This window comes from Neobacillus drentensis (assembly GCF_036962125.1).
Lineage (GTDB): Bacteria > Bacillota > Bacilli > Bacillales > Cytobacillaceae > Neobacillus > Neobacillus drentensis_B.
In genome coordinates, this window is sequence record NZ_JBALOA010000011.1 from 19,469 (window position 1) to 34,677 (window position 15,209).

Consider the following 15,209-nt stretch of genomic DNA (forward strand, 5'->3'; position numbering starts at 1 on the left):
GCAGCAAAAGACACCGGGCACGCCTGGTGTCTTTTATTGTTTATAAAATCATTTCAAATATGGTCCCGTTATTCGGGTTACTAGTTACTTTGATGGTACCTCCATGAGCCTCGACTAATTGTTTGACAATCGCCAGTCCTAGACCCGTTCCACCAAGAGCCCGGGTCCTAGATTTATCCACGCGATAGAACCGATCAAAAATCCGCGGCAAGTCCTCTGCTGGGATTCCCTTTCCTTCATCCTGAATCTTAATATGAATCCTTTCACCCATATGCCTAACTTCCACAAGAATTGTAGTATTTGGTTCGGAATATTTACGTGCATTGTCAATCAAATTGAGAATGACCTGCTCGAATCGAATCGGATCGAGAAAAAGATAAAGGTCCTCAGGACATTCTAGAACAAGGTCCATTTGATTTTCTTTCAGGGCTGGGGTAACTTTTTCGATTATAGATAGAAAATAAGGCAATAAATGGACCTCTTCCTTTTCAATCGAAAAAGTGTTTTCATCCATTTTTGCGAGATGAAATAATTCTTTAACAAGCTTTGAAAGCTTGCCGGTTTCTTCAAAAATAATGGTTAAGTATTTATCTCTTTCTTCACCGTTCGTTTCTCGCCGGCGGGCAATGTCTGCGTAGCCCTTAATATAAGTAAGTGGTGTCCGGAGTTCATGTGAGATGCTGGCAAGAAATTCATTCCGTTCATTTTTTAAAATTTCTAAATCACTGGCTAGCACCTTAATTGATTCGGCCAATTCTCCTATTTCGTCTTTGCCAACCTTTGGCAAGGACACGGAGAAATCGCCTTTACTGATCCTTTTGGTTGCTTCACTCATTTCAATTAGCGGGTGGGTGACGTACCTTGTCAAAAAGATAATAATAATCATCATAAACAAAAGGGACAGGAGACCAGCTATTAAGAAATGCTGATTTAAACCAGAAATCAAATTTTTTATTTTTTGTGTGTTTTGAAACATAAATACATAGCCTGTAATTTTCTGATTGACGAGGACAGGACTAATCGAAGCAATAAAGGCAGCATTCTTCCAGTCGTCTTCTAATATGAATCCCTCGTGGGGAATACTCTTTGGCTGTGTTTTCATAATCCTTTTCATGGCATCTGTGACCCGATTCGAAGACATATAGATCGTCCCATCAGGCTTCGTTAAAATTACTTGCGTATCGGTCCGCGCTTCCATCATAGCAATGTGCCGGATTGTTTCATCATGGAAAGAAGCCTCAAGGATTTCGCGGTGATTATTACCCCGCGTTTGGAGAGAAGTTAACTCTTCATGCACCGTGGAATGAATGATATTATTATGCAAGAAAACCATGGAAATGCCCTCTAATATAAAAATGGCTAGAAAAAAAAGCAAACCAATCTTAATTGATATTTTATTCATAGTATTGAACACCTCATTCCCATAGCATACTATATAGTTTGCCTTAGATGAGCATCAATTTGTAGCAAATTTACAAAAAAAAAGTGGACGCCCCACCGTTGGGACGTCCGAACTATATAAAAAAGAGAGGTTAAATTTGGGATGAGTAAGATGGTCTAAGGACCAAGTACTTCATCAAAGAGGTGATAACTACAAACTTGGGAGTCCTTCTAGTTATCGCCTCTTCCTAACTACAGTTCTATCCTACTTGGAAAGATTGAAGATGTTATGAAGAACTTGTGGTGAATTTGTGAAGTTACAAACATCACAGACCTGAAATGATATATTTAATATGTGGGGAGTGGTAAAAATGAAAATATTATTAGTAGACGATGAACGTAGAATAATAGAAGTACTTGAAGCCTATTTAGTCAGAGAAGGCTACGAAATTCATACAGCAGATAATGGCATTGATGCCTTGAAAAAAGCAAAAACAGTAAACCCTGACTTAATTATATTAGATTTAATGCTGCCAGACATATCTGGTGAAGAAGTCTGTCGCCTGGTGCGAAAAGAGTCAGATGTGCCGATTCTGATGCTGACAGCCAAATCTGCTGAAGATGACCGCATCAACGGAATCGTGATGGGAGCAGATGATTATTTAACCAAACCGTTTAGCCCGCGTGAAGTCGTTGTCCGTGTGCAGGCGATTTTAAGACGTGTTAAAAAGACGGAAAAAGTGGAACGACTTGAGTTCAATCATAAAAAGCTAGTCATTGACTTAATTAAAAAAGAAGTGACTGCTAATGGAGAAAACATTACCTTAACACCAATTGAATATAAGCTATTAACCAATATGGCAGTCAATCCGGGCCGAGTGTACAGCCGGATGGATTTACTTGAAAAGATTCAGGATGAAGGCATGTATTATGAAGGCTATGAGCGCAGTGTCGATACCCATATCAAAAATCTTCGGAAAAAAATTGAGTTAGATTCACGGCAGCCTGATTTTATCGTCACGGTTTTCGGAATGGGTTATAAATTTGGAGGGGTACTAGATGCTGCAAACGCTCCGGTCTAAGATACTTTTTTATTTATTACTCATCTCAATGATTGCGATTATTATTGTGAGTTTCTTTATCCAGTATGGTTTTGAAGAGAGCTTTAACAGCTATTTAGATCGTAATCGGGAAAAGAAAATTGATCGAATCATTACAGAAATTGAAAAGGATTATAAAAAAAATGGTCATTTTACCAGTGATCCGGTATTTGGGCTATTGCATGAGCATGCCATGACAGATCAGCTCTATTTTCAACTCTATGATCGTTTCGGTCAATTGCAAATGGACTCATCCAACATTCGCGGCATGTTAAATGGATTTGGGTTAACGGAACCCGCCCCAAATAATGAAGAGTGGCACTCTAATACCTATACCTTAAGGGTTGAAAATCAGGTGATTGGGAAACTAGTTGCCATCTATCCAAAGGGGTTAATTGATGATGAATACACCTTTATTCAAACGATTCAATTATACATTTATGCTGCCGTATGTTTAACGATTATACTGGCGATTATTTTTAGTATGCTGTTTTCGAAAAAACTCACCTCAGGATTGCAGAAACTTTCGTTCGCGGCTAATGAGCTGCAAAATCATAATCTTGACATACGGATTCCATTATCGGGATTGCCAACTGAGGTAAAGGACATCGCTATTTCCTTTAATAATCTGGCTGTGTCACTAGCAAAGGAAGAAAATTTGCGCAAGCACTTTACGGGGGATTTGGCCCATGAACTCCGCACACCACTCGCGACGTTGCGAAGTCAAATAGAGGCCTTTCAAGATGGGATTTGGGAACCAACACCGCAGCGATTGCAGACAACGCATGAGGAGTTAATGCGCTTAGTCAGATTGGTCAATGAATTAGAAAAGCTGCTTGCTGCTGAAAATCCGCAAATAAGGCTTGAAAAAATTGAATTAGATGCAGGAAGTGTTCTTGAGGCGTTATATGAAATGTTTTTGCCATTGTTTAAAGAGAAAGGTGTTCAACTACACATTGAAGAACCGGCACAGGATGAATTGTTTGAAGCAGACAAAGATCGACTCATGCAAATCCTCTCCAACATCCTAAATAATGCCCTAAAGTATACGCCAGAAGGGAAAAATGTTACCTTGTCTGTGCAAACAGAAATGGATGGATATGTCGGCTTTAAGATTCAAGATGAAGGGTCAGGTATGGCAGAGGATGATATTCCGCACATCTTTGAACGCTTCTATCGTGGGGATAAATCGCGTGATCGTAAAACGGGCGGAGTCGGAATCGGTCTCTCCATTGTAAAAGCCTTAATGGATGCACATAATGGCATCATTAAAGTTAAAAGCAGACTGAATAAAGGAACGAATGTTACCTTGTGGTTTCCGCAGAAAGACTAACGTTAGAATGAAGAAAGACCTCTGCTTGGTGCAGAGGTCTTTTGTGCGTTTATAAACAAACAGGACTGTTAGTTATCGAGCAATAGGGTAAAACTTTTTCCACTCATTTAAAAAGGAAGCGGTGGAGGAATTAGGATGTTCGAGAACACCTTGTGTTTGTCCTACTTGTTTCACTTCACCATTCACAATAATTGCAAGCCGATTCGTAAGATAATTGATTTCCATCAGATCATGACTAACAAATACTGCTGTAGTACTGGCACTTTCGATAATGCCCTTGAAATCTTCCATTACCCTAATTTTAGTTGGAAAGTCTAAGGCGGAAAAAGGTTCATCTAGAAAAAGAATCTCTGGTTCAACAATCATTGCCCGCGCTAAGTTTACTCGTTGTGCCTCACCGCCGGATAAATAGAGCGCATTTTTTTTCGCCAAATGACTGACGCCAAACAAATCCATCCATTGTTCCACTTTTTCCTTAATAATGGATTTAGGTATCTTTCTTAATTTCAGCCCAATCGAAATGTTATGAAAAACCGTTCCATCTAAAAGTAAGGATTGCTGAAGGGCAATTGAAAATTTTCTTCGTAATTCAAGTGGAACATACCCTTTTGGAATGGCATCACCCTGGTAGAGGATATTGCCGCTCGTTTGTTGGTCAAGAAAGGCCAGCACCTTTAAGAGGGTACTTTTCCCAGCGCCATTTGGTCCCATGATGCCGAGAAATTCCCCCGCATGAATTTGGAATTCAGGAATATCAAGGATCGTTTTGTTATGTGCATTAAAGGTTAGGTTCTTCAATTCAATTAACGGACTCATGATATTCGCTTCCTTTGCTGTAAATAGGTTAATGCTGCCGTGATCAATAGGGCAACTGATAATAATATAAATGATAAAGCTAAGGCGATATCAAAGTTACCTTTTGAAACTTCCATGACTATGGTTGTGGTTAATATGCGGGTATCACCTTGAATATTGCCGCCGACCATCATCGCCGCACCAACCTCAGCGATGACCCGGCCGAAGCCAGCCATAATCGCTGCAAGGATGGCAATTTTTAATTGCTTAATTAATATAATTAGAGTTTGGAATTTTGTCGCTCCCAATGCTTTAATCTGGAGCAGCATTTTTTCACTAATTTGCTGAAAGGCTGTACAAGTTAGACTTGTCACAATCGGTAAGCTTACTAATATTTGTGCCATGACAATCGCAGTGGGCGAATAGAGCAGGGTGAGGTTTCCTAACGGTCCTGAGCGCCATAACAGCATCGTAATCCAGAGTCCAGCAACGACAGGCGGCAGTCCTAAACCAATATTGATGAATAATAGGAGAAGGCGGCGTCCTTTGAATCTAGTTAAACCAAGAAAAACTCCCAGCGGCAAACCTATCAAGGTACTAATTAGAATGGAAATAAGACAAACTTTAAGCGTGAGCCAAGTAATCGCAAATACTTCCTGGTCCCCCGAAAGGATCATGTCGATTGCTTTTTTTAGTCCATCAATAAGTAATTCCATCTCTAGTGCCTCCAGGATTTTCTTTGGGTGTATAAACAGAAGGACCCTTATAAAAGGGCCTCCATGGTATTATTCTGTATACTTGATGAATAACGATTGACCGTATTCCTTTTTACCGAATTCTTCAATCACATCTTGTGTTTTTGGGTCTACCATAAATGATACAAATTTTTCTGCGTCTTTGCTATTAATATTTTTATGCTTTTCAGGATTTACTTGCATTACATGATAAATGTTCATTAAATCCTTGCCGCCTTCAACAACGATTTGAAGGGTATCTAAATTTTTCTCCTGGGCTAACCAAGTTGCACGGTCTGTTAATACGTAGCCTTTTTTCTCTGCTGCCACTTGTAAGGTTTGTCCCATACCTTGACCAGTTGAAACATACCAATCACCAGCTGGTTTAATATTATCCATTTCCCAAATAGCAAGTTCCTTTTTATTAGTACCAGAGTCGTCACCACGTGAAACGAAAGTAGCTTTAGAATCAGCTAATTTTTTGAAGGCAGCCATAATGTCGTTGCCACTAACGCCTGCTGGATTTTCCTTTGGTCCTACTAAAATAAAGTCATTGTACATGACGCGTTTGTAGTTAATTGCATCCCCTGCATCGACCACTGCCTTTTCAGCTGCGGGAGCATGAACTAAAAGGGCATCTGCTTCGCCTTTTGTTCCCATCTCTAAGGCCTGGCCAGTACCAACGGCCACTGTTTTAACCTTAACGTTGTTTTCTTTTTCGAACATCGGAATAATCACATCAAGTAAGCCACTGTCTTGTGTACTTGTTGTTGTTGCGAGAATCATTTCAGTTGGTGCTGCTTTAGGTTCAGTCTTTTTTTCCTTTGATGCTGTATCTTTTGTGTCTGAATTGCCGCATGCTGCTAAAACTAATAGCATAATGGCGAAAAGGAATGCTAGATAACGATTTTTTACCATGTGAATGTTTCCTCCGTTTGATTAGTTTGATAGGTGATTCTACCTAATTCAGAAATATCGTATCCTTCTAGGTCCGTTAAACTATCCTTGAAACTAGCAGATTGTAAATACTGAATCAAGTTTGTAAGGCTTTGTTTATTTTCAGCTGTAAAGCGGAAAACCAAATCAAAATTTTCTTTTGCAATAGGAATGAAATCAAGTCCTAAATGGCTGGCGGCTGATTGAATACCAAACGCAGCATCTGCCATACCCCTGCTTATAAAGGAAGCAGCTGACAAATGGTTCCATTCTTCTGTGCTGTAACCATTTATTTTACTAGGATCAATCCCATTGCTGGATAACTTAGAGTCGAGCAAAAATCTTGTTCCCGCACCCTTTTGGCGATTAACGAATCGAATATCGGCGCGCGTCAGGTCAGAAAAATCCTCAATGTTTTTCGGGTTGCCTTTAGCGACAATGAAGCCTTGCTGTCTTGCGGCCAGCCTAAGTACTAAAATCGATTCATACACAAACAGTTGATGGATGAAGGGCAGGTTATATTCTTGTGATGTTGGATCCAAGAGATGAATGGCTGCGATATCGGATTGCCCGCGGTAAAGCATCATTAATCCTTCAAGGCTGCCTATAAAGGAAGGCTGAATTTGCAAGTTTAAGGCAGAAGCAGCTTGTTTTGCGAAATGTTCAACAAGAAAGTCGTGACTGCCAGATAATCGAATCGATAGAGCAGGACTGCTTGGAGTCCCAGTTGATAGCTCAGAGGGACTTTTTTTGGCAGGAGCTTTTGTGTTCTCTTTATACCTTTCGAGCTCCGCATGTTCAATTCTCATTTTGTTGCCAATTTTAAATGCCTGCAGCTCGCCTCTTTTAATTAGCTCATAAACTGTGTGTTTAGAGATTTGAAAGATTTGGGCCACTTCATCGGGAGTATACGCTTTTTCTTCCATAGGTCCCCCTCCTTTTTCCAGTTCTTATTTTATAAAAAGAATAGCATACTAGAAGTGACTTTTGTTAAGTTTTGTTTAGTTTCGTTAGGTTTTGTTTGGGATTGTCAAGATTTGTTCAAATATAATCTATTTTTCACACATCTTTCACAAACTTCACGGATTGTTCATTCGTGAACAATCTGGTTTATTGTACTATAGGAGTAGAGGAAAAAATTTGTGAGTAAGGGAAGGGATCAAATGTCAAAGCTTCTATATATTACAGCAAATCCAAAAAATGATATTAAGCTTTCAAAAGGAATGCAAATTGGGGAAGTATTTTTAGAGGAGTTCAAAAAGGCACAGCCGGATGTGGAAATTGAGCGCTTGCATTTATACGACATGGAAATCCCTGATATCGATATGGACCTTCTATATGCTCGTGCGAAATTATCGTTTATGGGCTATTCAAAAGAACAACTATCTGAGGCAGAACTAACCAAGTTAGAAAAAATGCATCAGTTAGCTGATAATTTTATTGCGGCTGATTACTATGTGTTTGTGACCCCTGTATGGAATCTCGGTGCACCGTCGATTTTAAAGAAATATATTGATAACTTATTCATCGTAGAAAAAACATTTACCAACACTCCAGAAGGTCCTAAAGGCCTACTTACTGGAAGAAAAGCGATTCATATTCAAACCCGCGGAGGAATTTATTCTTCTGGTCCAATGGTGGAGTTCGAAATGGGTGACCGCTACTTACAGAAAGTATTCGAATTCCTAGGTTTTGAAAGATTAGCAACGGTTGTTGCCGAGGGCATGGACCATTTTCCAAAACAGATCCCAGAAATTATGGCAAAAGCAAAGGAAGAAGCAGCAGAAGCAGCCAGAGAAATGGCGAAACTGCCGATTACGTTATAAAAAAGAGCGACTCGAGTGCATCGAGTCGCTTTTTCATGATTGCTAATAAATCAATTTGCGGAAAATGATATTTATTTGTGATATAAGTGAGTTTATTTGCGAAATTAGGCTATTTATTTGCGAAATGAACGAGTTTGTTTGCGAAACCAACCTATTTGTTTGCGAAACCCACTCCCGGTCCTTGTATTAAAACTTCCCTGTAAATTGAAAGAATAAGACTAGAAGACCTAATGCCCATACATAAATGGCAAATGGTTTTAGGGAATGATTTTTCAAATAGCCAATCATCCATTTTACTGCTACATAGCCAAAGATGGCTGATGCAACAATACCGACAAGCAATGCCGACAAGGAGATTTCTTCGCCTTGACCGCCGAGTAAATCCTTTGTTTGCAAGACAATCGCACCGGCAATCGCAGGGGTGGATAATAAAAAGGAGAAATAGGCAGCGGTTTCCCGGTCTAATTTTCGCCAAAGTGCCGCCACAATCGTCATCCCTGAACGAGAAATGGCCGGCATAATCGCGACAGCCTGGAAAGTACCGATGATAAGGGCATCTTTATAGCTGATATCGTCCATTTTCTTATAACCATTTTTCACCGAATCAGCGAGCCACAAGAAAATTCCCGTAATCAAAAACTCCCAGCCAATCGTTACACCAGTTTTTGAAATTTCATCGATATAATCTTTAAATGCTAGTCCAAAGATCACTGCCGGGATCGTACCAACAATCAACAAAAAGGTCAGCTTACTAAATGGATTTTTGATGATTTTAATAAATTCATCCTTATAAAAAACAAACACAGCGAGCAGTGTGCCAACATGAAGCATCGTATCGAGCAAGAGCCCAGCTTCCTGCAGACCGAAGAGATTCCTTCCTAAGTAAAGATGACCTGTACTGCTAATAGGCAGAAATTCCGTTAAACCTTGAATAATCCCTAAAATGAATGCTTCTAATTTTGTTAACATAATTACCCTCACATTCCAAAAAAATAATATGCCTGTACATCTAAAAGATATGCTAAAAATCCCTATTTAATGAAATTCTATTCTATTTTAGGAGTTCACTACCAATTCGGTCAATGAAAATATCTGTGACTTAAACAAAATAAGTGCAATTGGAAGGCATTCTCCCATAAAATAGAAGTATATCGTTCGAGAGGAGAAACGCATTTGGAAAATTCACATCTACATTTTAATACGTCGATTGGTGTTCAGAAGCCTGAAAACATTCGCAACAAAGACCAGGCTTGTCCATTTTGCGAAAGGGATCAGTTGACCAACCTCATCGCTGTGGACGAACCAATCATTCTTTTGAAAAATAAGTACCCAGTTTTAGAACATACCTTTCAAACGGTTTTAATCGAAACGGACAACTGTCATGGGGAATTATCAACCTACCCAAAAGAGCATTTACATAAATTAATGCGGTTTGGCATTAAGCATTGGTTAGCGATGGAGGAAACGGGTCGTTATCAATCAGTTATTTTTTTCAAAAACCATGGACCTTTGTCAGGCGGAACGCTCTCCCATCCGCATATGCAAATCATCGGATTGGATGATATTGATTATAAAGAGAAGGTCACACATGAGATGTTTGAAGGAATTGTGATTGATGAAACAGAAAACGCTCGGTTTTCGCTCTCGACTAAGCCTCGTGTAGGCTTTTATGAGTTTAATATTGAAATGGACGATTCAAGCTACCAGGAGAAGTTTTCCGATTACCTGCAAATCGCTGTTCATTATATCCTGAACCATTTTCCCTTCAAAGCTACGAGCTATAATTTGTTTTTTCATCATATAGAAAATAAAATCTATGCAAAGGTGGTTTCCCGTTTTGTTACCACCCCGCTTTATATTGGTTACGGCATCCCTCAAGTGCCAAGTAATCTCGCCTGGATGGCAGGGGAGCTGCAGAGAATATATTTTAGTAAATAGTTTCAGTCGAATAACTTTGTTTCAAGGCTGCCTGAAGCAGTGAAGAGAATATTTTAGGAAATAGGGCTTTCTTATGTAATTTAATCCATTCACGGTTTAGAAGTTGTGCTTTGTTGATAATAAAAATATAATGAAGGAATGTAATAGTTCTTGGTAAGGTGGAACCTATATGACTTCAAATACAAACAAAACTTCAAAACTTGATTATAATCTTGTTTTTATATTAATATTAATGTTTCTTGCGAGTTGTTTGGCCATTTATAGTGCGCAGGCCAGCGGGCAATACAAGGAGAATTTCTTAATAAAGCAGATTTTTTGGTATGCGGTCGGCAGTGGGATTATTACTGGGGTAATGACCCTTGATTCGGACCAATTACGAAAGCTGACCTGGTATGCCTATGGATTTGGACTTCTGTTGCTGGGATTCTTAATTGTTGCGCCGGAGAGTATTGCGCCGGTCATAAATGGAGCGAAAAACTGGTTTAAAATTCCAGGAGTAGGAACACTCCAACCTTCGGAATTTGTTAAGATTTTCCTCATTCTAGCGCTTGCACGTACGATTGAAGACCATCACCTCAAGCATCAATTGAAAACAATGCAAACCGATTTTTGGCTGTTAGTTAAACTCGGCGTTGTTACCATGGCTCCATTAGCCCTTATTATCAAGCAGGACCTGGGGACATCTCTTGTGTTTTTAGCGATTCTATTAGGAATGATTTTTATTTCTGGGATATCGTGGAAGTTGCTGACACCTCTATTTTCAGTCGGGGTTGTCCTAATAGGAACAATTTTTTATTTCGTATTATGGAATCCTGCTTTACTTGAAAAATATTTAGGTGTAAAACAATATCAATTCAATCGTATCTATTCATGGCTTGATCCCTATAGTTATCAAGGGTCAGATGCTTACCAGCTCACAAAGTCTTTGCTTGCGATTGGCTCAGGTCAAACCGGCGGTAAAGGTTTAGGAAACCGTGAAGTATACTTACCGGAAAGCCAAACAGATTTCATATTTAGTGTAGTTGGCGAGGAATATGGCTTCATTGGGGCGAGTGTGTTAATCAGTTTGTTCTTCTTATTGATTTACCATATAACCAAGGTAGGAATGGAGACTAAAAATAATTTCTATACGTATATTTGTGTAGGCGTGATTAGTATGATTACCTTCCACGTCTTCCAAAATGTTGGGATGACAATTGGTGTGCTGCCGATTACCGGTATTCCATTACCGTTTATCAGTTATGGCGGTAGTGCCTTGATGGGGAACATGTTCGGGCTCGGCTTAATCTTCTCAATACGTTATCATTATAAAAAGTATATGTTCTCGACAACCGCATAAAAATAGAGGAAAAGAGCGACACTTGATTAGTTGCTCTTTTTTTGTTGATTTTGGGGTTGCGGGATTGTGTTCAGGTATGGCGGAATCCCGCTTCAGTTTGGCGGGAAAACTGGTAAAGTTGGCGGAATCCCGCTGGTAAAGCGGGCTCGTCCCGGGTTTTTGATAAGGTACCAGGCCAGTTAGGCGGAATAACTGGTAGAGTTCGCGGGATTGTGTTCAAGTTTGGCGGAATAAAATAAGAAGTTGGCGGAATCCCGCCTGGTAAGAGGGCTGCCCCGGGGTTTTTTAAAAGGTACTTGGCCAGTTAGGCGGAATAACTGGTGGAGTTCGCGGGATTGTGTCCAAGTTTGGCGGAATAAAATAAGAAGTTGGCGGAATCCCGCTTTAGTTTGGCGGGAAAACTGGTAAAGTTGGCGGAATCCCGCCTGGTAAAGCGGGCCCGCCCCGGGTTTTGAACCGGTACCAAGCCAGTTTGGCGCGAATCCACCAAAATTCGGCGGAATCCCAATCCGAAGCCTAAAAATAACACAAAAAGAGCAAGGCCATGGCAAGCCTCGCTCTTTTCAAATATAAAAACCTGGGAGGTTTTTTATAAAAATTACTTAACTAAGATTTTCTCAAGGTCATCGAGCATAATATTGGCTGCCAGTACACCGCCAGCAGTGTTCCATGTTGCGTCGCTTACTTCATAAACATGGCCGCTCTTCACTGCATTTAAATTTTTCCAAAGTGGGTCATTTGTCCATTCTTTTGCTGTATCTAAGGCTGCTTGATCACCTTGTGGCGCATAAGTGAAGTAGAAGAGAAGGTCTCCATCCATTTTAGGAATAACTTCCTTACCAACCTCTACAGCAAGCAAACCAAGCTTATTATCTGGAGTAAACAGTGCTTCCTGCTGGGCAGCACGCTTGAAGCCTAATTTATCGAAAATCACACCGGAAAAAGAATCCGTGTAGTAAATACGAGATTTACCAGCCATAAAGCGTACAACTGAAACCTGTTGATTGACTTTGTCACCGAGTTTACCTTTTAAATCTGCAATGTGTTGATCAAAATCACTTAAAACTTGGTTGCCTTTTTCTTCAAGGTTCAAAGCTTTTGCATATAATTTAAAGTTATCTTGCCAATCGCCTCTAAGTGTTTCGGAAAAAACGGTCGGTGCAATGGCGCTTAACTGATCATATATCTTTTCATGACGCAGCTTGTTACCAATAATTAAATCAGGTTTTAGTGAAGCGACCTTCTCCACGTTAACTTCGCTTTCCACGCCAACAACCTCTACACCGTCCATATCCGCTTTAATATGATCATACCATGGATCTCCAAGCCATGATTGAACAGCGCCCACTGGTTTCACACCTAAAGCAAGCAGTGCTTCGGTACCTTCATTGGTAAGAATAACGACTTTTTTAGGTGTGCCTTTTATGGTCGTAGAACCCATCGCATGTTCAACAGTATAAGATTTACCAGCAGCAGTAGTTTTCGTTTCATTACCCACTTTTTCCTCATTGCCGCTGCACGCAGCTAACAAGAAAATCGTCATGATTGAAAAAAGAGTAAGTATGGTCTTGATTGCTTTCATTGTGTATGTAGCCCCCTTAGCTAATTGTTAATGATAATCATTTTCAATGACTACTTAATCATAAATTGAGTGAAATAGATATGTCAATGTTTAATTGAAAATGATTTTCAAAGTCATTGACAATCATTATCAATTGAAGATAGACTTAAATTAAATATTTAGGTAGAAAGGTTCCCATGATATGCTCCTAAAAAGTACCTCATTAAAATGGATTGGCTTACTCATTGCTATCTTGGTGTTACTGTTATCCATGTGTGCCAGTATCATATTTGGGTACACCGATACCAGCTGGCAAACAGCAGTTGATGCATTTACCAATAATAACGGATCCAATGAACATATTATTATTCAAACCGTAAGGCTGCCAAGAGCGTTAATCGCGTCCGCTGTCGGGGCTAGCCTGGCCATTGCCGGTGTCCTGATGCAAACTTTAACGAAAAATCCACTCGCGTCCCCTGGTATATTTGGGATCAATGCCGGTGGCGGGTTTGCGGTTGTTGTTGCGATGACTGTGTTTTCCGTGAATAGTTTACAAGCGTTTAGTGTTCTGGCTTTTATAGGAGCTGCCGTTGCAGCCATAAGTGTATACACCATTGGTTCAGCTGGCCGTGAAGGATTAACACCTATGAAACTTACATTAGCTGGGGCTGCAATGTCAGCAATGTTTGCCTCTTTTACACAAGGATTGCTCGTGTTAGATGAAGTCCTGCTTGATCAGGTGTTATTTTGGCTCGCCGGCTCTGTCCAGGGCCGAAAATTAGAGACGCTTGTTTCGGTGTTACCTTATATTGGAATAGGTTGGATTGGAGCCGTGTTCATTGCCGGAAAAATGAATATCCTGTCCATGGGGGAAGATGTGGCCAAGGGTCTTGGTTTAAACACCGTACTTCTCAAAATCGCCATTGGCGTCATTGTTATTTTATTAGCAGGCGGATCTGTCGCGGTCGCCGGTCCAATTGGTTTTGTTGGAATTGTTGTTCCTCACATTACCCGATCGATTGTAGGAATCGATCATCGCTGGGTCATCCCATTTTCAGGTGTGTTAGGGGCGATTCTCTTAATTGCAGCGGATATTGCTGCACGATACATGTTCATGCCGTCTGAGGTGCCTGTTGGTGTCATGACAGCCATCATTGGAACTCCATTCTTTATTTACATTGCAAGAAAGGGGTTCAATGGACGATGAGTAAATATAAAAATTTCCGCCTTTTTAATGGCAAACTGTCCTTTCTAATGGATCGAAAAGCAACCATCACATTCACGATTCTTCTCGTCGTTGCTTTCCTTGTTTTTGTCGGGAGCACGGGAAGCGGTGAAATGAAAATTAACCCTCTCACTGTAATATCAGTATTATTCGGCGGCGGTCCTGAGATGGAAAAGCTTATTATTACCTCTTTTCGCCTTCCAAGAATTATTGTCGCCTTAATGGTGGGAATCTCTTTAGCGATTGCAGGAGGTATATTGCAAGGCATGATTCGCAATCCACTTGCTTCCCCAGATGTATTAGGGATTACCGGTGGAGCGGCAGCGGCCGTTGTGAGTTTTTTAGCGATGTTTAGTGATAAAAATCATTCCTTAACTGTTAGTATCGCTTGGCTGCCATTAGCTGCATTTATAGGTGCAACAGTGGTAGGATTTTTAGTTTATTTCCTTGCTTGGAAAAATGGGGTGTCACCAATCAGGCTGGTGTTGATTGGGATTGGGATCTCTGCTTTAATGCAAGCAATCACCACCTTAACGATGGTCATGGGTCCAATTTATCAGGCAAGCCAAGCGAATATCTGGATTACCGGAACCGTTTACGGCTCAAATTGGAAAAATGTAGCTATTCTTGTTCCTTGGACGGTTATCTTCGTGATTATTGCATTGGCATTGGCCCGGACAATTAATATCCAAGAGCTCGGTGATGAGGTGGCAACAGGTTTAGGCGGCAAGGTGCAAAAACAACGGTTTCTCTTATTAATGATTAGTACCGCCTTAATTGGTGGTTCGGTTGCCTTTGCCGGCGGGATAGGCTTTGTCGGCTTAATGGCCCCGCATATGGCGAGAAGATTAGTTGGTTCCTCGTTTGGAGCATTGCTTCCTGCGAGTGCATTAATTGGCGGCATTCTTGTCATGGTCGCCGATTTAATTGGCAGAACCCTGTTTTCACCATTAGAAGTGCCAGCGGGCGTATTCACTGCTGGTATCGGTGCACCGTACTTTATTTACCTGCTTTTTAAAACGAGAAATTCATAAAAGGAGCT

Annotated in this window: 14 protein-coding genes; 7 read left to right on the forward strand and 7 right to left on the reverse strand. The window is 40.5% G+C overall.

Going from position 1 to position 15,209, the window contains the following annotated elements; all coding sequences use genetic code 11:
* Nucleotides 1-40: 40 nt before the first annotated feature.
* Nucleotides 41-1,402: a sensor histidine kinase gene (locus tag V7121_RS09895; RefSeq protein WP_335501990.1), complete on the reverse strand. Its 1,362-nt coding sequence runs from the start codon at nt 1,400-1,402 to the stop codon at nt 41-43.
* Nucleotides 1,403-1,751: 349 nt separating this feature from the next.
* Here V7121_RS09895 and V7121_RS09900 point away from each other — a divergent pair, with 349 nt between their 5' ends.
* Nucleotides 1,752-2,462: a response regulator transcription factor gene (locus V7121_RS09900; RefSeq protein WP_335501991.1), complete on the forward strand. Its 711-nt coding sequence runs from the start codon at nt 1,752-1,754 to the stop codon at nt 2,460-2,462.
* Nucleotides 2,440-3,813, forward strand: coding sequence for a HAMP domain-containing sensor histidine kinase (locus V7121_RS09905; RefSeq protein ID WP_335501992.1), 1,374 nt, complete (start codon nt 2,440-2,442; stop codon nt 3,811-3,813). Before V7121_RS09900 ends, V7121_RS09905 begins: the two co-directional genes overlap by 23 nt.
* A 72-nt stretch (nt 3,814-3,885) precedes the next feature.
* Here the strand turns inward: V7121_RS09905 and V7121_RS09910 are convergent, their stop codons facing one another.
* The 4 genes from V7121_RS09910 to V7121_RS09925 all read right to left on the reverse strand — a co-directional run bounded on the left by V7121_RS09910 (nt 3,886) and on the right by V7121_RS09925 (nt 7,204).
* A complete protein-coding gene (locus tag V7121_RS09910; RefSeq protein WP_335501994.1) occupies nt 3,886-4,629 on the reverse strand; it encodes an ABC transporter ATP-binding protein in 744 nt (247 codons plus the stop codon).
* Complete coding sequence (locus V7121_RS09915; protein WP_335501996.1) at nt 4,626-5,324, reverse strand: ABC transporter permease; 699 nt, start codon at nt 5,322-5,324, stop codon at nt 4,626-4,628. Before V7121_RS09915 ends, V7121_RS09910 begins: the two co-directional genes overlap by 4 nt.
* Before the next feature lie 69 nt (nt 5,325-5,393).
* On the reverse strand, nt 5,394-6,260 hold the full coding sequence (locus tag V7121_RS09920; RefSeq protein ID WP_335501998.1) for a substrate-binding domain-containing protein: 867 nt from the start codon (nt 6,258-6,260) through the stop codon (nt 5,394-5,396).
* Nucleotides 6,254-7,204, reverse strand: a complete 951-nt coding sequence (locus tag V7121_RS09925) for a helix-turn-helix transcriptional regulator (protein WP_335501999.1) — start codon at nt 7,202-7,204, stop codon at nt 6,254-6,256. The genes V7121_RS09920 and V7121_RS09925 overlap by 7 nt, the downstream gene beginning before the upstream one ends.
* Before the next feature lie 237 nt (nt 7,205-7,441).
* Between V7121_RS09925 and V7121_RS09930 the strand changes: the two genes are divergently transcribed.
* Nucleotides 7,442-8,104 carry an FMN-dependent NADH-azoreductase gene (locus V7121_RS09930; protein WP_335502001.1) on the forward strand — a complete coding sequence of 221 codons (663 nt, stop codon included), beginning with the start codon at nt 7,442-7,444 and terminating at the stop codon, nt 8,102-8,104.
* A 186-nt stretch (nt 8,105-8,290) separates the two neighbouring features.
* On the opposite strand, the gene V7121_RS09935 is transcribed toward V7121_RS09930, so the two are convergent.
* On the reverse strand, nt 8,291-9,073 hold the full coding sequence (locus tag V7121_RS09935) for an undecaprenyl-diphosphate phosphatase (protein WP_335502003.1): 783 nt from the start codon (nt 9,071-9,073) through the stop codon (nt 8,291-8,293).
* A 204-nt stretch (nt 9,074-9,277) separates the two neighbouring features.
* Here V7121_RS09935 and V7121_RS09940 point away from each other — a divergent pair, with 204 nt between their 5' ends.
* On the forward strand, nt 9,278-10,042 hold the full coding sequence (locus V7121_RS09940) for a DUF4931 domain-containing protein (protein WP_335502004.1): 765 nt from the start codon (nt 9,278-9,280) through the stop codon (nt 10,040-10,042).
* A 169-nt stretch (nt 10,043-10,211) separates the two neighbouring features.
* Entirely contained in the window at nt 10,212-11,381 is a 1,170-nt protein-coding gene (locus tag V7121_RS09945) for an FtsW/RodA/SpoVE family cell cycle protein (protein WP_335502006.1), read from the forward strand.
* A 598-nt stretch (nt 11,382-11,979) separates the two neighbouring features.
* On the opposite strand, the gene V7121_RS09950 is transcribed toward V7121_RS09945, so the two are convergent.
* A complete protein-coding gene (locus V7121_RS09950) occupies nt 11,980-12,963 on the reverse strand; it encodes an ABC transporter substrate-binding protein (RefSeq protein WP_335502008.1) in 984 nt (327 codons plus the stop codon).
* Between the two features lie 181 nt (nt 12,964-13,144).
* Here V7121_RS09950 and V7121_RS09955 point away from each other — a divergent pair, with 181 nt between their 5' ends.
* Nucleotides 13,145-14,149 (forward strand): FecCD family ABC transporter permease, encoded by a 1,005-nt coding sequence (locus V7121_RS09955; protein WP_335546486.1) that lies wholly within the window; start codon nt 13,145-13,147, stop codon nt 14,147-14,149.
* Nucleotides 14,146-15,201, forward strand: a complete 1,056-nt coding sequence (locus tag V7121_RS09960) for a FecCD family ABC transporter permease (RefSeq protein WP_335502012.1) — start codon at nt 14,146-14,148, stop codon at nt 15,199-15,201. The genes V7121_RS09955 and V7121_RS09960 overlap by 4 nt, the downstream gene beginning before the upstream one ends.
* Nucleotides 15,202-15,209 lie beyond the last annotated feature (8 nt).